Source organism: Enterococcus casseliflavus NBRC 100478 (genome assembly GCF_001544095.1).
Taxonomy (GTDB): Bacteria; Bacillota; Bacilli; order Lactobacillales; family Enterococcaceae; genus Enterococcus_D; species Enterococcus_D casseliflavus.
Map to the genome: position 1 here is coordinate 233204 of NZ_BCPT01000002.1, position 21068 is coordinate 254271.

Annotated in this window: 20 protein-coding genes and 1 other annotated feature; of the genes, 4 read left to right on the forward strand and 16 right to left on the reverse strand. The window is 44.8% G+C overall.

Going from position 1 to position 21068, the window contains the following annotated elements:
- The first annotated feature begins 91 nt into the window (after positions 1-91).
- Genes ECA1_RS02935 through treR form a run of 3 tightly spaced genes read left to right on the forward strand, consistent with a single transcriptional unit; the run spans position 92 to position 4155 of the window.
- Entirely contained in the window at positions 92-2719 is a 2628-nt protein-coding gene (locus ECA1_RS02935) for a glycoside hydrolase family 65 protein (protein WP_060791691.1), read from the forward strand.
- 14 nt (positions 2720-2733) lie between these two features.
- Positions 2734-3384, forward strand: coding sequence for a beta-phosphoglucomutase (pgmB, locus tag ECA1_RS02940; protein WP_005232889.1), 651 nt, complete (start codon positions 2734-2736; stop codon positions 3382-3384).
- Positions 3385-3438: 54 nt separating this feature from the next.
- The gene (gene treR / locus ECA1_RS02945) at positions 3439-4155 is read left to right on the forward strand and encodes a trehalose operon repressor (protein WP_005226457.1); all 717 of its coding nucleotides are present in this window, start codon (positions 3439-3441) and stop codon (positions 4153-4155) included.
- Positions 4156-4453: 298 nt separating this feature from the next.
- On the opposite strand, the gene rny is transcribed toward treR, so the two are convergent.
- The 7 genes from rny to yfmF all read right to left on the reverse strand — a co-directional run bounded on the left by rny (position 4454) and on the right by yfmF (position 13423).
- Positions 4454-6028: a ribonuclease Y gene (rny, locus tag ECA1_RS02950; protein ID WP_005232891.1), complete on the reverse strand. Its 1575-nt coding sequence runs from the start codon at positions 6026-6028 to the stop codon at positions 4454-4456.
- 242 nt (positions 6029-6270) lie between these two features.
- Positions 6271-7314 (reverse strand): recombinase RecA, encoded by a 1044-nt coding sequence (gene recA, locus ECA1_RS02955; RefSeq protein WP_060791692.1) that lies wholly within the window; start codon positions 7312-7314, stop codon positions 6271-6273.
- A gap of 102 nt (positions 7315-7416) precedes the next feature.
- Entirely contained in the window at positions 7417-8655 is a 1239-nt protein-coding gene (locus ECA1_RS02960; protein WP_060791693.1) for a competence/damage-inducible protein A, read from the reverse strand.
- Between the two features lie 127 nt (positions 8656-8782).
- On the reverse strand, positions 8783-9364 hold the full coding sequence (gene pgsA / locus ECA1_RS02965) for a CDP-diacylglycerol--glycerol-3-phosphate 3-phosphatidyltransferase (RefSeq protein ID WP_005226440.1): 582 nt from the start codon (positions 9362-9364) through the stop codon (positions 8783-8785).
- Positions 9365-9496: 132 nt separating this feature from the next.
- The gene (locus ECA1_RS02970) at positions 9497-10399 is read right to left on the reverse strand and encodes a helix-turn-helix domain-containing protein (protein WP_016608952.1); all 903 of its coding nucleotides are present in this window, start codon (positions 10397-10399) and stop codon (positions 9497-9499) included.
- Positions 10400-10863: 464 nt separating this feature from the next.
- Positions 10864-12162 (reverse strand): EF-P 5-aminopentanol modification-associated protein YfmH, encoded by a 1299-nt coding sequence (gene yfmH / locus ECA1_RS02975; RefSeq protein WP_060791694.1) that lies wholly within the window; start codon positions 12160-12162, stop codon positions 10864-10866.
- The gene (gene yfmF / locus ECA1_RS02980) at positions 12155-13423 is read right to left on the reverse strand and encodes an EF-P 5-aminopentanol modification-associated protein YfmF (RefSeq protein WP_060791695.1); all 1269 of its coding nucleotides are present in this window, start codon (positions 13421-13423) and stop codon (positions 12155-12157) included. Before yfmF ends, yfmH begins: the two co-directional genes overlap by 8 nt.
- 161 nt (positions 13424-13584) lie before the next feature.
- On the opposite strand from yfmF, the gene mscL reads away from it, so the two are divergent.
- Positions 13585-14031, forward strand: coding sequence for a large conductance mechanosensitive channel protein MscL (mscL, locus tag ECA1_RS02985; protein WP_005226421.1), 447 nt, complete (start codon positions 13585-13587; stop codon positions 14029-14031).
- A 95-nt stretch (positions 14032-14126) separates the two neighbouring features.
- On the opposite strand, the gene ECA1_RS02990 is transcribed toward mscL, so the two are convergent.
- The 9 genes from ECA1_RS02990 to gltX form a co-directional block, all read right to left on the reverse strand.
- Positions 14127-14579, reverse strand: coding sequence for a GNAT family N-acetyltransferase (locus ECA1_RS02990; RefSeq protein ID WP_010748489.1), 453 nt, complete (start codon positions 14577-14579; stop codon positions 14127-14129).
- A 61-nt stretch (positions 14580-14640) separates the two neighbouring features.
- Positions 14641-14886: a Veg family protein gene (locus ECA1_RS02995; RefSeq protein WP_005226417.1), complete on the reverse strand. Its 246-nt coding sequence runs from the start codon at positions 14884-14886 to the stop codon at positions 14641-14643.
- 87 nt (positions 14887-14973) lie between these two features.
- Positions 14974-15537, reverse strand: a complete 564-nt coding sequence (locus ECA1_RS03000; protein WP_015508689.1) for a sigma-70 family RNA polymerase sigma factor — start codon at positions 15535-15537, stop codon at positions 14974-14976.
- 95 nt (positions 15538-15632) lie between these two features.
- Complete coding sequence (locus ECA1_RS03005) at positions 15633-16151, reverse strand: NYN domain-containing protein (protein WP_010748486.1); 519 nt, start codon at positions 16149-16151, stop codon at positions 15633-15635.
- The gene (gene rlmB / locus ECA1_RS03010) at positions 16148-16987 is read right to left on the reverse strand and encodes a 23S rRNA (guanosine(2251)-2'-O)-methyltransferase RlmB (RefSeq protein WP_010748485.1); all 840 of its coding nucleotides are present in this window, start codon (positions 16985-16987) and stop codon (positions 16148-16150) included. The genes ECA1_RS03005 and rlmB overlap by 4 nt, the downstream gene beginning before the upstream one ends.
- On the reverse strand, positions 16953-17375 hold the full coding sequence (locus ECA1_RS03015) for a Mini-ribonuclease 3 (protein ID WP_015508687.1): 423 nt from the start codon (positions 17373-17375) through the stop codon (positions 16953-16955). Before ECA1_RS03015 ends, rlmB begins: the two co-directional genes overlap by 35 nt.
- On the reverse strand, positions 17372-18784 hold the full coding sequence (gene cysS, locus ECA1_RS03020; protein WP_060791696.1) for a cysteine--tRNA ligase: 1413 nt from the start codon (positions 18782-18784) through the stop codon (positions 17372-17374). Before cysS ends, ECA1_RS03015 begins: the two co-directional genes overlap by 4 nt.
- Positions 18777-19313, reverse strand: a complete 537-nt coding sequence (gene epsC / locus ECA1_RS03025; protein ID WP_026008130.1) for a serine O-acetyltransferase EpsC — start codon at positions 19311-19313, stop codon at positions 18777-18779. The genes cysS and epsC overlap by 8 nt, the downstream gene beginning before the upstream one ends.
- A gap of 65 nt (positions 19314-19378) precedes the next feature.
- Positions 19379-19577 (reverse strand) — a binding site (T-box leader).
- Entirely contained in the window at positions 19574-21031 is a 1458-nt protein-coding gene (gltX, locus tag ECA1_RS03030; RefSeq protein WP_060791697.1) for a glutamate--tRNA ligase, read from the reverse strand. It overlaps the preceding feature by 4 nt.
- Between the last annotated feature and the right edge of the window lie 37 nt (positions 21032-21068).

Here is a 21068-nt window from a genome sequence, read left to right on the forward strand (position 1 = left end):
TAAAAAAACAGGCTAGATAAATTGAAATAGCTTACAATTTACGTTATAATCATTTTGCATGTATAGACAAGTTTAAAGGAGGACAACTACTGTGAATACGATTATATTATCTAAGGAACAATGGCTGTTAACGGATCAAACTGGTACGACCTATCCGTTTTCTGGGACTGACAGTGAACGCGTTGCCGCACTGACCGCGCAGCTGCAGCAAATGGAAGGTGGCGGGATCGTCTCTGAATCGCTGGTGTTTACGAATGAAGAAGGGACTTTTTCACTGGACCAATGGTTGACAGAAAAATTAAATCGTCCCTTTGTTTGCACTACGAAAGAACAGTATGAAGAACAAAGTACTGAAATTCCTTGGCGCCTCGAATACTATGGCTACACCCCTGGTAAAGATGAATACTCGGTGGAGTCACTTTTAACCGTCGGTAACGGCTATTTAGGGCTGCGAGGCACAACGCCTGAGATGACCATTTGTGAAGCGAACTATCCAGGACTGTATTTAGCAAGTCTTTACAATACGGTGGAATCGGATGTTTCTGGTCATACCATCAGCAATGAAGACTTCGTCAATGCACCGAATCTGCAAAAAATGTACGTAAAGATCGATGATGAAGTGATCGATATCGCCAACAATCAGCTCCTTTCCTTTAAACGGACATTGGATTTGAAGACCGGCTTGTTCCAATCAGTGGCAGAAATTGAAACCAAAAAACAAAAGCGTCTGCGAATCGAAACGAAGAAGATCGCCAATATGCAAGATGTTCACCAATACAGTTTGGTCTATCAGTTTACCCCGCTGAACTTTTCTGGCGCCCTTACCTTCGTCAGTGAAGCCGACGGATCGGTCTATAACTATAACGTCGCTCGTTACCGTAGTTTAACTAACCAGCATTTGACCGTGAAAGAGGCAGCAGCTGAACAAAACAAAGCGCATTTAGTGGTCACCACTAACCAATCACAGATTACCGTTGTCCAATCCTCTGAACTGTTTTCACAGGACCTGCCATTGGCTGAGCTGCAAGCTGAAACAAACGACCAGCTCGTCCGTCAGCAAGTAAACCTTGAGGTGACGGAAGGACAAACTTATCGGGTCGAAAAATCAGTTACTGTTGCCGCTTATCGCCAAGAAGAGCCGCAACCGGCATTTACGTTTTCTTCCTTAGCATTACCTGATTTTGCGACGATGTATACCGCCTCAAAACAAGCCTGGGCTGAATTATGGGCAAAAGCGGCCATCGAAATCACTGGTGACTTGATGTCGCAAAAAATGCTGAATCTGCATACGTATCATCTGCTGGTCTCCGCGGCACCGAATGCTTATCAGGAGTCCTTAGATGCCAGTATCACTGCCCGTGGCCTACATGGGGAAGCCTATCGCGGTCATATTTTCTGGGATGAACTGTTTATCTTACCGTTTTACATTCTACATTTTCCTGACACCGCCAAAGAAATTCTGCTGTATCGCTACCGCCGCTTAGCTGCTGCCAAAAAAGATGCCCAAAAAGCTGGCTACCAAGGCGCCATGTTCCCATGGCAATCAGGATTGGATGGCAGTGAGCAATCCCAAGAACTGCATTTGAACCCTATCAGCGGCGAATGGAAAGAAGATCACAGTCGCTTGCAACGCCATGTCTCCTTAGCGATCGCTTATAACATTTGGCAATACTGGCACAACACGCAAGATCGAGTCTTCATGGAACAATATGGGTTAGAATTGATGTTAGAAGTCGCTCATTTCTGGCAAAGTGCTGCCACCTGGGATGATGCTGCTCAACGTTACTTTATCGATAAAGTCATGGGACCAGATGAATTTCATGAAAGCTACCCAAATAGTGAACAAGGCGGCTTGAAAAACAACGCCTATACCAATATGATGGTAGTATGGTTGTTTGAAGAGATCGAGAACCTTCAACAACAACTTTCAGCAGAGAGCTTCCAAGCGGTATTAGAGAAAACGGCTTTAACCCCTGCAGATATTGCTGCTATGGCAGATATTCGTACCAAGCTGGGCTTAGAGATCGATCCAGAAGGCATCATTGCACAATTTGAAGGGTACTTCAAGCTGGAAGATCTGGATTGGGCTCACTACAAAGAGAAATATGGCAACATCTATCGGATGGACCGCATCTTGAACGCTGAAGGCAAGAGTGCTGACAGCTACAAAGTCGCGAAACAAGCGGATAGTTTGATGATTTTCTACAATTTCTCAAAAGAGCAAGTCAATCAGATTTTGGCAGATCTTTCTTACCAGCTGCCAACAGACTATATTGAAAAAAATCTCCATTATTACTTGGCTCGTACCTCCCACGGCTCGACGTTGTCACGCATCGTTCATGCCCAGTTGGCGGCAATGGTAGATGATCAGGAGTTGGCTTGGTCATTATACCAAGAAGCCCTCTCTTCTGATTACCGTGATATCCAAGGCGGGACTACAGCAGAAGGCATTCACGCCGGTGTCATGGCTGCTACGTTGTTTATTCCATTAACCACTTTTGCTGGGATCGATATTCGAGAAGAGCAGCTGCAGATCACGCCAAACTTGCCGAAAGCTTGGGACAGCTTAGCCTTTCAGCTAGAAGTTCGCGGCACCCGCTTTGCAATGAATGTTACACATGAAACATTGACGATTACCGCTGATCAGCCAGTCACGATCTTAGTGAATGGGCAACAAGTTTCTCTAGAAGCAAAGAAAGAAGCAACGATTACTTACTAAAAGGAGTGTTACACATGAAAAAAGGATTTGTTTTTGATTTAGACGGCGTTATCACGGATACGGCCAAATACCACTACATTGCATGGAAAGAATTAGCTGCGGAGATCGGGATCGAGATCGATTTGAAGTTCAACGAGCAGTTAAAAGGCATCAGCCGCATGGACTCTTTAGAGCGAATCTTAACCCTAGGCAACAAAAATGATGCCTACACAGAAGTCGAAAAAGAAGCGTTAGCGACGAAGAAAAATACCCACTATGTACAATTATTACAAAGCTTGACTCCTGATGATCTATTGCCAGGGGTAAAGACATTCCTTGATGAAGCCAAAGCAAAAAACATTCCTTGTGCGATCGCTTCGGCATCCAAAAATGCACCGTTTATTTTGGACAAACTTGGGGTCATGCAAGACTTTGATACGATCGTTGACCCAGCAACCTTGAAAAAAGGCAAACCAGATCCAGAAATCTTTATCCAAGCAGCGCTGGCACTAGGCATTGAACCGGCAGAAGCAGTTGGCTTTGAAGATGCTCAAGCAGGGATCGACGGTATCAAAGCTGCTGGTATGTATGCGGTAGGCGTTTATTCAGGAGAAGAATTACACGGTGCAGATGTGATCGTTGAAAAATTAACGGACCTAAACATTGACGAACTTTTGGCGAAATAGTCGATTGCATTTCCAAATTGGCCTCGCTATAATAGCCAAAGAGGGGGCAATCCGATGAACAAGTTCAAAGAAATATTTTTAGATTTAGAACAAAAAATTCTAGCAAACGAATACCCTCCGCATTCTTTGCTGCCTAGCGAAAACCAATTGATCAAAACTTATGGTGTCTCCCGCGAGACTGTCCGTAAGGCATTGAATTTATTGCGGGATGCTGGTTATATCCAAAAGAAACAAGGGAAAGGTTCAATCGTTTTAGACTTGAATCGCTTTGATTTCCCAATTTCTGGCTTGACGAGTTTTCGAGAGCTGCAAGATACCCAACGCATTCCTAGTGAAACAAAGGTTGTCGAGATCCGTAAGATCGCCGTCTCGCCAAAGCTGCACGAGACTACTGGTTGGCCTGTCGCCTCTGAGGCATGGAAACTGATCCGTCAGCGGAGAATCGATGGAGAAGTGGTGATTTTGGATAAAGATTACCTTGATGCTTCTATCATCGAAGAGTTGCCAGAAAACCGAGCGAAAGTATCGATTTTTGATTACTTTGAAAATGACCTTGGCCTTGAGATCGCTTATGCACAAAAAGAAATCACTGTTGACCCCGTCAACAAAGAATTGCGGGATCTAATGGATCTGCGTCCTGAAGATCAGCATGTCGTTACGGTTCGCAGCCTCGTGTATCTAGAAGACACGCGCTGTTTTGAATACACCGAATCGATCCACCGACTGGATAAATTCCGCTTTGTGGACTTTGCCCGCCGACGCAAGATTTGATGGACGTATAGACGTGAAACACATGAAACAGACCTGGACTTCCCCGAGAAGTCTGGGTCTGTTTTGTTTTTCAATAGCCTCCCACTCGATAATACTGGATCGATCCTCCCATTTTTCGCCTCTGTCGCTATCGAGCCATCCTTTTGCTTGCTCGTTGTTCTATTGCCGGCGAATAAAAAAGGCACGATCATTTATGGGACTGATGAAATAGAGTTGATTTTGCAAAACTCAGCCGTTCTTATTAACAATCAGCTACACAAAAAAGCAGTACCCTCTGAGAGGATACTGCTTTTGCTTGCTATTTGGCGTAATCCGTTGCGCGAGTCTCGCGAATAACGGTTACCTTGATATGACCTGGGTAATCCAAATCGTCTTCGATCTTCTTGCGGATGTCGCGAACCAATCGTACAGCATCCAAATCAGAAATCTCTTCTGGTTTGACCATTACACGGACTTCACGTCCGGCTTGGACTGCAAAACTGGAATCGACCCCTTTGAAGCCGTTGGCGATATTTTCTAGATTTTGCAAGCGGCGAATATAATTTTCCAATGATTCGCTGCGGGCACCTGGACGGGCTGCTGACAAGGCATCTGCGGCTGCAACTAAAACAGAGATAACCGATGTTGCTTCAACATCTCCATGGTGAGAAGCGATCGCATTGATCACCACACCATTTTCTTTGTATTTGGCAGCTAACTCAGCCCCGATCTCAACGTGAGAGCCTTCGATTTCATGGTCAAGGGCTTTCCCGATATCATGCAAGAGTCCAGCACGTTTGGCTAACTGGATATCTTCGCCTAATTCTGCGGCAAGAACACCGGTTAGTTTTGCGACTTCGATCGAGTGGTTCAAGACGTTTTGTCCGTAGCTGGTACGGAAACGCAAACGACCTAAAATCTTGATCAAGTCTGGATGAAGGGTGTGGGCGCCGACTTCAAAGGCTGCTTGTTCCCCATATTCACGAATATGCTCATCCATTTCTTTCCTAGATTTTTCGACCATTTCTTCAATTCGGGCTGGATGGATCCGGCCGTCTTGAATCAGTTTTTCAAGGGTCATACGAGCAATTTCACGGCGAATCGGATCAAATCCTGATAAGACGACTGCTTCTGGCGTGTCATCGATGATCAAATCGATCCCTGTCAAGGTTTCAAGGGTGCGAATGTTCCGACCTTCTCTTCCGATGATTCGACCTTTCATCTCATCGTTTGGTAATGATACGACCGATACCGTGGTTTCAGACACTTGGTCTGCGGCACAACGTTGGATTGCTAAGGACAAGAGATTTTTTGCTTTTCGATCTGCTTCTTCCTTCGCACGCTGTTCAGATTCTTTGACCATGATCGTTAATTCATGGTTCAATTCCTCTTCCGTTGATTTCATGATCAACTCTTTTGCTTCATCTCTGGACAGCGCAGCGATGCGCTCTAATTCTTTCTGTTGTCCATCGATTAAGTTTTCTACTTCTTTTTCTCGCTCGTCAATTAATTGTTGTTTCTCACTAAGTCTGCCTTCTTTATCTTCAAGTGAGCGTTCTCGTTTTTCCAAAGAATCGTCCTTACGATCAAGTACTTGTTCTCTTTGGAGTAAACGATTTTCTTGTGATTTTAAATCAAGTTTGCTTTCTTTCAACTCACTTTCAATCTCTGACCGATACTTCTGATTTTCTTCCTTAGCTTCTAACAATGCTTCTTTTTTAAGAGTTTCTGCTTCTTTCTTAGCGCTTTCGATAATTCCAGCTGCAGAATTTTGGGCGCCGTTGATTTCTTTCTCATGACGAGATTTCGTCACATAAACTCCTAATCCAAGACCGACAATTAAACCGATGATAGCGAGGAGAATGTAAAGTAGTTCCAATGAATCCACCTCCATACTATCTTTTTAAATATTTTGTAATTTTGATTAACAAAGGATAACAAAATTATCAATTCGCTACTTCTTATGTGGAAATCCACATACGTTTATTCTAATGTTTGAACCCAAGAGTGTCAACTTTAAATAATAAAGTAAACTTTCGCAACCCTTCCTTTTTACGGATGTTTTTTCAACAATGGACGAATCTGGTAAAAACCACAAAAAAGCCAAACAACGAGGTTGTTTGGCTTTTTCAAGACTTAGTCGTCTAATGGTAATTCTTCTTGCGCTTCCTCAAGGGTTACGGTCTCTCCTGTTCCAATCCCGTAAGCATCGCGGACGCGAGCAGAAACTTCTAGCATCATTTCTTCGTGTTCACGCATGTAGTTTTTGGCGTTTTCACGACCTTGACCGATACGATCCCCTTTATAGGCATACCACGCACCGCTTTTATCGACGATGTCTTGTTCCACGGCCATATCCAGCAATTCGCCTTCTTGGGAAATCCCTTGACCATACATCATGTCGACTTCTGCTACTTTAAATGGTGGCGCTACTTTGTTTTTGACTACTTTGATCTTCGTGCGGTTCCCGATGATATCTGTACCGGATTTCAATTGCTCAGCACGACGTACTTCCAAACGGATGGTTGAATAGAATTTCAACGCACGACCACCAGGCGTCGTTTCTGGATTCCCGAACATGATCCCAACTTTTTCCCGAATTTGGTTGATAAAGATCGCGATCGTTTTCGTTTTGTTGATGGAACCAGAAAGTTTCCGTAATGCTTGTGACATCAAACGAGCTTGCAAACCAACGTGGGTATCACCCATTTCACCGTCGATCTCCGCCCGTGGGACTAAAGCTGCTACCGAGTCAATGACCACGATATCAACCGCACCACTTGAAACTAAGGCGTCAGCGATCTCTAATCCTTGTTCTCCTGTATCTGGTTGTGATAACAAAAGATCATCGATATTTACGCCTAATTTTTGCGCATATTGAGGATCTAACGCATGTTCGGCATCGATAAATGCTGCTGTTCCGCCATTTTTTTGGACTTCCGCAATGGCATGTAAAGCAACTGTCGTTTTACCAGAACTTTCTGGGCCGTAAACTTCTACGATCCGTCCTCGTGGGTAACCACCTACACCTAATGCAACATCCAAGGCCAATGAACCACTTGGGATCGTTGAAATTTGTTGATCAACTTTTTCGCCAAGCTTCATGATGGCACCTTTACCATAGTTCTTTTCAATCTTCTTTAGTGCAGCATCTAAGGCTGCTTTACGATCATCTGCCAAACGGATAATCCTCCTTATATTCATCACTTTCGTGTGTCGTTCATAAGATAATAATAGTCCTTCTGACGGGAAATTGCAAGAAAAAACGAACAAACATTCGCATTAATTTAATAATTCCTTACGTATTTGATTTAAGCCCGCCATGACAGCACTATGCCGAATATAGGCGCGGTCGCGGTTGAAGTGATATAGCTGGCTCGAGACGCCTTTGTCAGAAGCTAAGGCGATCCAAACGGTGCCTTTAGGCTGACCTTCTAACTCGTCTGGACCAGCAACACCCGTAAACGCCACCGCATAATCGGTCTCGGCTTGTTTGCGGGCATAGACGGCCATTGCTTCCGCACACTCCTGACTAACAGTCCCATAGCTTTCCAAAAGCCCTGGATCGATGCCTAAGAGCTTGCTTTTTGTTGCAGCAGAATATGTCACGAACCCACCGGGAAACACCTCAGAGACGCCAGGAATCCCTCCTAGGGTCGCTTGGAACAAACCAGCGGTCAAACTTTCCGCTGCGGTGACGGTTTTCTTTTTCTCGATCAGTCGCTCGACGACTGTTTCTGCCAGCGAATTTTGTTCCCCATACCCATAGAAATACGCACCGACCCGTGCTTGGACGGTTTCTTCTAACGCATCCAATTGTTTGATCCCTTGCGCCTCGTTTGCAGTTTTGACCGTCAGACGCAGCGTGACCTCATTGGGTTTGGCATAAGGAGCGATGGTGGGATTGACTTGATTCTCGATCAAATCGGCCAATTCTGTGACCAATGCCGATTCCCCGATCCCGTAATAGCGCAAAACGCGAGACAGCAAGACCTCTTCTTGGGGAAACTGCTCTAACAGAAGTGGTTTTGCGTGGGTAAGAAACATCGCCTGTAGTTCACTTGGTGGTCCTGGCAGCAGCAAATAACTGGTAGCGGCTGTCTGATAAAAGATCCCGATCGCTAGTCCATTGGGATTTGGCAAAGACACACTGTCTTTAAAAACGAGGGTCTGCCGCAAATTGTTTTCCGTCATCCTCCGTTGACTGTTTTCGAAGAAGGCTTTCAATTGGTGATACCCTGGTTCATCTCTGACTAACTCTTGTCCCACATGACGGGCAGTGACTTGTTTCGTCAAGTCATCGTCGGTGGGCCCTAAGCCGCCGCACAATACGATCAAGTCGCTGCGTTTGTCGGCGATCGTCAGCAATTCTTCTAAGCGATTGGGGTTGTCCCCGACAACACTATGATAAAAAACATCGATCCCAAGACTTGCCAGTTCTTCTGACAAGAAGGTCGCGTTCGTATTCACCACCTGTCCTAAAAGTAATTCGGTCCCGACTGCAATAATTTCTGCTTTCATTCGTTTACTCCTTCATTTATCAGATACGTAAAAGTCTTTCATATTGACAAAAAAAGTCCAGAAAACTTCTGAACTTTCGTGACTTGTATCCTTGTTTTTATCGCTTCTTTATCTAGATCTAGAAATTTTACATAGAATCTTTAAAAACATTCGTATTTTTTATGAAATAATCGACCCCGGAATAGATCGTGAAGATCAAACATAGATACAACATGATTTGATCGATAGGCAAACCGATCATTGAAAAGGGAATGTTGTTCAAGAACAAGAAAATGATCGCAACCATTTGTGTCGCGGTTTTGATTTTCCCTGGCCACGCAGCAGCCATGACTTCCCCGCTTTGTTCCACTAACAACAAGCGTAACCCTGTCACTGCCAACTCGCGGCAAACGATGATCGAAACTACCCAGCCTGGGGCTTTGTCTAATTCAACCAGCATGATAAAAGCCGTCATGACGAGCATTTTATCTGCTAACGGGTCAGCAAACTTCCCGAAGTTGGTAACAAGGCCTCTGGAACGAGCGATCTTGCCATCTAGCCAGTCTGTAATACTGGCTGCCGCAAAAAGGATCGCTGCAATAAGGTGCGTGTTTTCTAATTGTGTCGTACCAACGGTCAGCGTGCCAAGATCGATTGGCAAAACCAAGACCAAAATAAAGATGGGGATCATAATGATCCGTAATACAGTTAATTGATTGGGTAAATTCACGAAATAGACTCCTCTCTGCCGACTATTGTACGAAATAACGGCAAATCATGCCACTACTTCTGCTTTTCAATGGTCGGATGCAACAGATAACTTTTTAGCTAATGATACCTCAATAAGGCGCATTTGTCAGATTTATGCCGCATCGTCTTGGTATTCAATCACGAGGCGGACTGTCTTTTGTAACAATTCAAATTGCGGGTCAGAAAAGTCCACTTCCTGACCATTGGCAGTGATGGAGATATTTTGACTTGCGCCCAGGGTCAAGGTCGCATTCGTGGCGCCTTCTGGCAGCGTCATCGATTGCGTTTCCCCCGCTTGAACAGTGTATTGGTACACATAAGCGTTGTCGACTTGTACACCGACCCAACAAGAAGCATCTAGCCCAGTAAATGCTAATTCAATAGGATTTTCTGCATCTTTCATCGTGATCGTGATCGACGATTGCGTCGAATCACTGGCAGTCATCGTCATTTTCGCTTCGCTGGATTCCGTCGTACTTGACGACTCCGTCGCTTCACTCGAAGTACTGGTTTCTTCCGTACTTGACGTGGTGGAAGCGGTAGACGCTGAATTTTCTACCACAAGAGAAGAGCTTCCTTGGATCATCGGCGTTGTATTCCGGTCTTGCCAAGCCATGTAGCCCACGATACTCACGATCGTAATGGCCACCAGGCCTAATAGAATCATCGGCAAATAGCGGACGACAAATGAGCCGCTTTTTTCTTCTACGTGCTGTGCTTTTCGTGAGCCGCTGACGGTTTCAGGCTGCGGTCTTTTTGGTAAGGGGGCGTCTAACGTATCTTTGCCATCAAAAACGGCTACCAATTTGTCGCCGTCTTCTCCAACCGCTGCTGCATATTGGCGAATAAACGCACGGACATAAAAAGTGCCTGGCAATTGATCAAAACGCTCTGCTTCAATTGCTTCTAAATAGCGTTTTTGGATCTTTGTCATTTGTTGTAATTCAATCAATGAAATGTTTTTATCTAAACGGGCTTGCCGTAATTTTGCTCCAATCGTTGTTTCGTTGGCCACTCGATCATCTACTCCAGTCTTTTATTCATCTTTAAAAAAAGCCCTAAAATCGCTTCGCTGCTTGTCGTAAGGTCAGCAAAGCTGCTCTATCATTTTAAAACAGGGGTTCCCTGTATACGTCAATAAAAAAAACTCCGTCACGCCGATTGCCATCTGGGCGCGCCGTCTACTAAATATAACATTTTTTCCGTGAATTTTTGTAAAAAAACAAAAAAAGATTTTGCTTCAATAATTAAAGAATACCATAAAAGAAAAAGTCTGAGGATAGCCTAACCACAACTCGCAAACAAATTTTAATACTTTTCGCCAAATTGGCATCAAATTGCAAGAAAAAACCACCCTTTGACGCAAAAAGAAAACACTGAATGACTCAGGAGTTGGCCAGCCCTTGTTCTGTTAGGCGTTCCTCCTTGAATCATTCAGTGTCGCTTAGATGACAGCTGTTTGACAAAACCAGCCTTCGCTTAGGCTTTTTCCGTTGGATACATGTAAAAACGACTAAACGCTTTGGGATCGATAAAGGAACGAGCCGCTTGCTGGACATCTTCCAAAGTGATCGATTGGATCACCTCTGGCAGATCAAAGAGCGTCGTTTCACCGAATAAACTTTGGGTAAACTGGTTTGCGATAAACTCCAGTGAGTTCAGTGATTGGAAATATTTCCCTAGCATTTTCTTCTTCAATAACGTCAAGTTTTCTTCATTGATCTCTGGATCTTGCTGGAAATTCATTACGATCGCTTCGATCTCTGCCAACATTTTTTCTGGCTCTTCAGAATCCCCCGAGAAGTCGGCAAAGTAAAAGCCGCGATCCAAGTTCACTTCAAACCCAAAAGTGTCGTCGATGATGCCTTGATCATACAAACGCAAATAATTGGCGGAAGTATTGCCTAACACCAATTGGCAGAAAAGATTCAACGCATTTTTGAAGCGCAAGAGCTCTCTTCCTGATTTCGGCAGTTTGTTCAAGTCTCCTTTGATCCCTAATACGCCTTTGGCACGTGTTACTGGCATGGTAAGACTTGATTCTGCTTGAATATCGACAAAGGTTTCTTCAGGAAACTGGCGAATGATCGCCTGCGTTTCTGGAAAGGTCTTGGCCGCTTGATTGGTCCGAATCCACGCCATCGTTTCTTCAGGATCGATATTGCCTACCACAAAAAGCGTCATATTGCTTGGGTGATAGAAGGTATTGTAGCAAAGATACAAGTCTTCTGCGGTGATCTGCGCAATGCTTTCCACCGTACCAGCGATATCGATATGCAAGGGGTGCTTCGGATACAGATTTTTGATGATGCCGAAAAACTGCTGCCAGTTTGGATCGTCATCATACATTTGGATTTCTTGACCAATGATCCCTTTTTCTTTTTCGACGGTTTCTTCTGTGAAATACGGGGCTTGAACGAAATCGATCAACGTTTCAAGGTTCAACTTGATTTGATCGGTTGCCGAAAAAAGGTAGCTGGTTTTCGTGAAACTGGTAAAGGCATTGGCAGAAGCCCCCTGCTGACCAAAGGTTTGAAAGACATCGCCGTCTTCTTTTTCAAACAGTTTGTGCTCTAGAAAATGGGCAATGCCATCAGGGACTTGATGCAATGCTTCGGGTGAAAACCCGAAATGATTGTCGACAGAGCCATAGTTCGTACTGAAAAGTCCGTAAGTTTTATGGAAATCGGCTTTTGGCAGCAAATAAACTTTCAAGCCGTTTGGCAATACTTCTTCATAAAGGGTCTCATTGATTTGCTGATAGACTTTTTTATTCATGGGTCGTCTCCTTATCCAGGAAGAATACAGCTTGCAAGGACACGTTTTGAGCCAATGCTTGGACATCAGCCACGGTCACTTGTGCCAATTTCTGCATAAATTCATCTTCCGTCATTTTCGTATTCGGTACCCACTGATTCAGATAGGCTGTTTCGATCAGTGCTTGTGGGTTATCCAATGAAAGCAAGTACTGGTTTTTCAACATCGCTTTTGTTTGTGCCAGTTCTTCCGCGGTGACTTCGCCACGCTGCAAGCTTTGCAGCTGCTGTTCGATCAATTTGAAGACCTTGTCGCGGTTTTTGCCATCGATCCCTGTTTGGACCGACAAATACCCACGAAACGTATCGATACTACTGGAAGCATAATACGCCAAACTTTCTTTCTCTCGGACATTCATAAACAGTTTGGAATGAGGGAATCCGCCAAACAACCCGTTGAAGACCATAAAGGCGATCCGCTCGGCTTGGTCATAATACACGCCAGTATGATAGCCTAAGTTCAATTTGGCTTGGATGATTGGTTCCCGCAAGATTTTCTCGCGAATGATATTTTCCGCCGCTTGCTGATAAAAGACCGGCATTGCTTGGTCTGGCCGATCGGTAAAGGCCATGTTTTGGAAGAGCGCCGCAACTTCTGCTTCAACCACATCGCCGATCACGAAAAGATCGATTTGATCATTGTCCATCATTGAGCGATAGGTTTGGTAAAGCTCTTTTGCGGTCACAGCTTCTAAGTCTTGGGGACGTCCAAAGCTCGGATACTTCTGATTCTGATCGTTTTCGAAATACAACTCTTGCAGCCCTAAAGAAGCCAATGCTTGCTTATCTTCTGCCACGCTGTTCATATAGGCGATCAAGTTGTGCTTTTCGATGGTGAAGTTCTTTTCTTCAAACTGTTCCTCGTGGGCATTCGGATGGAACAAAACTTCTGCTAAAAAAGCGGCTGCTTGCGGCAATACTGCTTCATCTGACACGTACTTCCCGTTGACAAAGGACATCGCTGCATTGATTTGATGCAGATTGCCCCGTTTGTTAACATTCATACCAAAGCTGGCACCGTAAAGCTCTGCCAGCTGACTGCTAAATGCGGTCTGTGTCGGATAAGCCAAACTAGTCGTTTCTAATAAACTGGTCAATAAGGTCCGTTTGGCGGTCATTTCAGCCTGCAATGGTGCAGTAAACCGAACGAAAAAACGGATCGTTTTATACTTTTTGGTCGGTAGCACCGTTAACCGAACACCTTTTTTTAATTCAATAGACATGTGACACCCCTTCTAGAAGCAAAATTATCTCTTCAATTATAGCATAGCTGACAAACTTTCTCCTCGGCTCGCTGATCAAACCTGCTGTAGCGAGCGTTTTTTTTTATAAATCCCGCGTTTTTAGCTATACTGTCAGTAAGATTTAGAAGGGAGGATACAGGATGATTAAAGAATTTAAAGAATTTATTTTACGGGGAAACGTCATTGACTTGGCGATCGGGGTCGTGATCGGGAGTGCCTTCACCGCAATCGTCACTAGTTTAGTTGAAGGATTGCTGACACCATTGGTTTCATGGATCTTATCACTCTTTGGTAACGCCGATGCCTTTTCTGGCTTGGTCTTTGAACCAGCCAAAAATGTGGTCTTTGATTTCGGCCGCGTAATTACTGCCATTATTACGTTCTTGATTACCGCATTTGTCTTGTTCTTGATTGTCAAAGCAGTCAACAAACTACGCAATCTGAAACAACAACCTGAGGAAGAAGAAGTACCAGAAGTCACTGCAGAGGATTATTTAGAAGAGATACGTGACCTTCTAAAAGCGCAAACGCCTCCTGCCAACACTGTTGATCCACGTCCAACATCATTGGATGATACGATCCGATAAAAAAACGGCTCTTAGTCAATAAGGTCGAAAGAAGCGATTCGGATTCATCCGATCCATCAATCATAGCGCTAAAAGAAGCAAGCACGCGAACCTCGCTAGAGAGTCGCTGTGCTTGCTTCTTTTTTCATCCCGACATGCAGGATCCCGTCTTCATAAAAAGGCGGTGTAATGGTTTTAAAGCCATACTGGCCGTAGAATTTTTCTAAGTGGGCTTGTGCTTCGATCTCAATAGGCAAAGCTGGATAACACTGCTCAATGCGATGCAAAACTTCTTTGATCAGACGATGGCCTTCTTTTTGCCCCCGGTATGCTGGTGCCACAATGACCCGACCAAAATGCACCGTTTGTTCCTGCTGGAAAATACGGGCGTAGGAAACGATCTGCCCTTCCTCATCAAGGGCCCATAAATGTTTTGCTTGTGCATCGATCGCATCGATCTCTTGATACGCACACGCTTGTTCCACCACAAAAACCGCTGTACGCAAACGGGCAAGCTGATAAAACTCCACCCCAGTCATTTCCCCTAACTCTTTTAGAAAAAACGCCATCCCATCACTCCTTATCTTATTGAACCAAAAAAGAGTCAACAAAGTGTCAACTCTTCTTGTTTCAAACAGCTTCTGATAAAAATTCAATCTCAACAGTTCTGGTTAAAATATCTGAATAACTATAAGAAACCCGCTCGAATGAATTCTCATTTGGATCCAAATCTACAACAAAAACTGAAGGATAAGTTTCTGTCAAAACGCCGCGACGTTCAGTTTGACGCTTACGTCCAGTCTGAGCAACTAGCATAATCTCACTACCGATACGGCCTTCTAAATCTTTCTTGATCGTAGCTAAAGTTGTTGGCATCGCATTCACCTCGAGCATCATCATACCACGAAAAGCAGAAAATTTCAAGTTTACCATAAAATAATTCTACTTTCAATAAGATTTTTGTTAAACACCCTTGATAAGCGCTATCAACTTTGTCCGACCGCGACTGAAAGCGCTTTTTATTTTTTCATAAGGCAGCTTTTCTTGAGCGGCAATCTGATCAAGTTCTAATCCTTTTAAATAATTCATTATAACCATTCGTTCTAAAGACGATAAACTTTTCGGATACTCTGCCAACGATTCATTAACGAACAAGTAGGTCTCTGCAGTTTCCGCACAGCGATTATGATCGGTCAAAAACCGATTGCCTTCTTGTAAAAGCTTTTCTTCCAGCGAGCAGGCATCGACTTGGGCTTTGCGTTTTTGGGCATGCTGCGCCCGCAACAGGCTGCAGATACGGTTCTCAAAGGAACGCTTAAACAAGATACCGATGGTCGTTCCTTTGTCCTTATCGTAAGTCTTTAGACACTTATTAAAAACGATCCTGCCTTCTTGCAGCCAATCGTCTAAGTCATAATCCCGCAGATAATATTTTTTATGCAAAATCTCAACGATCGGTCGATATTTTCTGAACAACTCTTCAAATCTATCTGAACGGTGCGATACTTGTCTTTCCTTTGTGCGCATCGAGATCACTCCTTTTGTTTTTGCTTCATTTGCTACAAAAGGAGCGTATCATAAATGGCTGGGACATCTTCTAATTTACCAGACCAACTTTGTCCCTAACTAAGGTCTTGCAATTTCTTTTCAAGTTCGGCTAATTGTTCAGGTGACCAAGGGGAATTGCGTCGGAAATTTTCAAATCGCAAGTCGGTTTGATGCTCGTGGATGTCTTTTTCCGTTTTTTCCACGCTTTTGTACAATTCCCGTGCCGAAGTTCGCAAAGCACCTTGAGAGAAGATCACCCACTGTTCGGCTAAATCGCTGGTAGCGACGGTGACTTGCGTCAATCGATTGTTTAATTCACCAGCGATTCGTTCGATGTAGCTGTCGGCGGTCTCTCCTTCTTCGGTAAAAATAACTTCCAGCTGATATTTGGTGTAACTTTGGGTCACACCAGGCACCAGTTGGGCATCAAAAACAACGATGATTTTCAACCCTTCATATTTTGCATAATTCGACAGCCGATTCAGTAAGGCTTCTCGGGCATCTTCTAAACGGTCCTGATTTTTCAAAAGAACCAGCTCCGGCCAAGCGCCAATCATATTGTAGCCATCCACGATCAGCAAAGGGGTTTTCATTGGGACGCCCCATTTCGGCTAGTAAAGGCCTGATACATCAACAAGCCTGCCGCCACACTGGCATTTAAGCTCTGCACGTGCCCAGTCATTGGGATCGTCAGCATTTGATCCACTTCTTTTTTCAAACCTTCCCCCATGCCGCGACCTTCGTTGCCGATGATCAAACCGACCGCCCCTTGGGCATTCCATGTGCGGTAATCACTGCCACTCATATCAGTACCGAAGATCCAAAAACCAGCTTTTTTCAGCTGCTGGACTGCTTGGGTCAAGTTGGTCACACGGGCCACAGGGATATGTTCCACTGCGCCGGTCGACGTTTTCACCACGATCGGCGTGATCCCCACCGCACGGTGTTTTGGAATGATGATCCCGTCTACGCCGCTGGCATCAGCGGTTCGCATGATGGATCCGAAATTATGGGGATCTTCTAGATTATCTAAAATCAGATACAGCGGCTGTTCTTTCGTTTGGGCCAACAATTCATCCAAGGTCAAATACTGATAAGGGGTGATCGCCAAGATCATGCCTTGATGGACCCCTTGGTCACTCATCGTATCCAGCTTTTGTTTTGGCACCCATTTGACCGGAACTGCCTGTTCCCGCGCCATTTCTTTCAAACGATCGATTTTTTCTCCCCGTGCTTCTTCGGAAAGAAACAGCTTGTTGCCTCGCCCTTCTTTCAAGGCTTCAGCAACCGCATGATAGCCGAAGACAAAATTATCTTCGATGGCTTCTCCAGCGGCTTCTTTGCGGCGATCCGGTCTATTTTCTTGTCTGGCTTCTGATCGGCCAGCTGTTTTTTTATTTGGACGCTTTCTTTGCGGTTTTTCTCGCATCTTCTTCTCCTACTTTCTTTATACACCAGTCTATTAGCTCGTCTAAGCGTTCTTTTTGCTGCGTGAGGTGCAAATACCCGATCAGCGATTCAAAGCCAGTAGCGATACGATACGTCGTGACATCGGCATTTTTGGCACCCGTATGGCTTTTACTATTACGGCCGCGGCGGTAAAAATCATGTTCTTCTTCGGTCAGGATCTCTTCATCCAACATCTTTTGGATCAATGCCGCTTGGGCTTTGGCCGACACATAGTGGGTCGCCATATGGTGCAGTTGGTTCGGGCGGGTTTGGCCTTGGGCGACTAAATAATCGCGAATATAGACTTCATAGACCGCATCCCCCACATAGGCCAATGCCAAACCATTCAATTGTTTATAATCTCTCATGCTTCTCGTCTCCATCGGGTTCCTTGCGGGGTATCTTCTAAGATGATCCCTTGTTCTTTCAACTCATCACGGATTTGGTCGCTGCGGGCAAAATCTTTGGCTTTGCGGGCGGCGATCCGTTCATTGATCAGCTGTTCGATTTCTTCATCCAGCAATTCTTCGGATACAAAATAAATCCCGAAAATCGTCAGCCATTCGCTGAATTTGGCTAATCCAGCGGCTAATAAAGCCAAATCTGTTTCTGGGTCTTCGCTAGCTAAGTTCAGCCACTTCGCCAATTCATAGACCACAGTGATCCCGTTAGCCGCATTGAAATCGTCGTCCATTTCTTTGACGAAACGTTCTTCAAATTCTTCAAGAACCGCTTCATTGACTTCCTCATCGCTGGCTTGATAATGACTGCTATTCAAGCGGAATTTGGCATTTTCATAGGTCGTCCGCAATTTTTGCAGGTTGGTTTGTGCTTCATGCAAGGTAGTCTCACTGTATTTGATTGGTCGGCGATATTGGGTCGTTGCCAAAAAGAAACGCAGCACCTGCGGATCAACTTTTTTGACCATCTCATGCACCGTGACGAAGTTGCCCAGTGACTTACTCATTTTTTCTTCATCTTCACCGATCGTCACATAGCCGTTATGCATCCAATAGTTGGCAAAGGTCTTGCCAGTTTTCGCCTCGCTTTGGGCGATCTCATTTTCATGATGCGGGAAGGTCAAGTCTTGTCCGCCTCCATGAATATCGATGGTCTCGCCTAGGTGTTTGGTCGCCATCACCGAGCATTCGATATGCCAGCCAGGACGACCGGCTCCCCAAGGAGATTCCCAAGCGATCTCATCGCCTTTTGCCGCTTTCCACAAAGCAAAATCCAACGGATCTTCCTTGATTTTTTGTTCTTCACCGGTCCGCTGGCTTGCGCCGACTTCCAGCTCATCGATGGATTGATCGCTTAATTGCCCATAGTGAGCAAATTTACGGGTACGGTAATAAACATCGCCATTGACTGGATAGGCATAGCCTTTTTCTACAAGAGCAGCAATAAAGGCAATGATGTCTTCGATATGATCCATCACACGAGGATTCATCGTAGCAGGTTTGACGTTCAGCGCTGCGGTATCTTCATTGAAGGCGTTGATAAAACGCTCTGCCACTTCTGGGGCCGTCGTGCCTAATTCTTTTGCCGCACGAATGATTTTATCATCGACATCGGTAATATTCATCAAATAGTCCACTGTATAGCCGCGGTATTCAAAATAACGGCGTACGGTATCAAACGACACAGTACTGCGGCCATTCCCGATATGGATGTAGTTATAGACGGTGGGTCCGCAAACATACATTTTTACTTTTTTTTCTTCTAATGGCTGAAACACTTCTTTTTCCCGTGTCAGCGTATTATAGATTTTAATCATCGTGGGTAACCTTCTTTCCTTTGATTCGAACGATCTTTGCTGGGATTCCGACAGCAGTTGCTTCTGCGGGGATATCCTTCAAAACCACTGCATTGGCGCCGATCTTTGCACGCTCACCGATCGTGACAGGGCCTAAGATCTGCGCATGGGCTGAGAGAAACGCACCGGTTTTAACCGTGGGATGACGCTTGCCCCGCTCTTTGCCGGTTCCCCCTAAGGTGACCCCATGAAACAAGACGACATCATCTTCAATGATCGCCGTTTCCCCGATCACGACGCCCATCCCATGATCGATAAAGACCCCTTGGCCGATCTGCGCACCAGGATGAATTTCGATCCCAGTCAAGAAACGCCAAAACTGGGCCGTCAGTTTTGCCAAAAAATACCAGCGATGCTGAAACAAAAAATGCGACCAACGATGCCAAAACAAGGCATGAAATCCTGGGTATGTGATGATGATCTCCAACGTTGATCGTACCGATGGATCATGTTTTTTTGTTGCCGCAATTGCTTTTTTGAACCAAGTCATCTTCTCACCTACTTTATCCAAACTTCTTGATACGAAAAAAGCGTCTTTCAAATAAGTTTCCTTATTCAAAAGACGCTTTTTTGCGTGGTCCCACTTTTGTTCGCAGTTCGGCACTGCCTTCAAGCGGGTAACGTCCGCTGCTTCGTCTTTGACTTGCGCCAAAGCCACTCCTAGGTGCATTTCCTAGCCTTTTTTGACCACTCTCACCTTCCGTGGTCTCTCTGAAAAAAATCGGCTAGTACTTCGTCTATTCGCTGTGTTTATAACACGTTATTCAAATGATCAAGGGCTTTTTCTTTCCCTAATAATTCAACGGTATCTGGTAGTTCTGGTCCGTGGGTTTGGCCTGAGACCGCCACGCGGATCGGCATGAATAAATTCTTGCCTTTGATGCCTGTTTCTTTTTGGATCTCTTTGATGGCTGCTTTGACTGCCGCAGCCTCAACGACTGGCATCGCCTGTAATTTTTCTTTAAAGGCTGTCAAAACCGTCGGTACAGTTTCTCCTGCTAAGACTTCTTTGGCTGCATCATCTAATTCAGGGTGTTCTTCGAAGAACAATTCCGAAAGGTCGACGATTTGTGCCGCAAAACTCATTTGCGGTTGATACAAGGAAACGATTTTTTTCAACCAAGCAACTTTTTCTTCGGTCAATGTTTCTTCGATGCGACCGGCTTTTGCCAAGTAAGGGACGCACATTGCCGTCAATTCATCCAGATCCATTTGTTTCATGTACTGGTTATTGACCCATTCCAACTTCTTGGCATCGAAGGCAGCTGGTGATTTGCTCAACCGTTCAGGATCAAAGATTTTGATCAATTCTTCTTGAGAGAAAATTTCTTCTTCCCCTACTGGTGACCAGCCTAAAAGTGCAATGAAGTTGAACATAGCATCTGGCAGATAACCCAACTCACGGTATTGCTCGATGAATTGGAGAATCGATTCGTCCCGTTTGCTTAATTTTTTCCCGGTTTCGCTATTGATGATCAACGTCATATGCCCGAATTCTGGTGCTTGCCAGCCAAATGCTTCATAGATCATCAACTGTTTTGGTGTGTTGGCGATGTGGTCATCTCCACGCAGCACATGGGTGATTTTCATATGATGGTCATCGACTGCTACTGCAAAGTTGTAAGTCGGCATACCGTCACGTTTTTGGATGACAAAATCGCCACCGACATTATCTGATTCAAAAACGATCTCGCCTTTGACCATGTCGTGGAATTTGTATTCAGTATTGCGAGAGACACGGAAACGAATCACTGGTTTCAAGCCTTGTGCTTCTTTTTCGGCTTGCTCTTCTGGTGTTAAGTTGGCACATTTCCCTGCATAATGGGGCATTTCGCCACGAGCTCTTTGGCCTTCACGTTCGGCTTCCAGTTCTTCTTCCGTACAATAACACTTATACGCACGATTGCTTGCAAGCAATTGATCGATCAGTGGTTGGTAGATATCGCCGCGTTCTGATTGACGATACGGACCGTATTCTCCTGGATTTTCAGGTGATTCGTCCCAATCCATTCCTAACCATTGCAAGTTTTCAAGCTGGCTTTTTTCACCATCTTCAATGTTTCTTTTTTGATCGGTGTCTTCGATTCGGATAATAAATTCACCGTCATTGTGACGAGCAAACAAATAATTGAATAAAGCCGTCCGAGCATTCCCGATGTGTAAATGTCCTGTTGGACTTGGCGCGTAACGTACACGTACTTTTGTCATTGTTTTCCTCTTCCTTCATCTGATTTCCAAGCCAGCC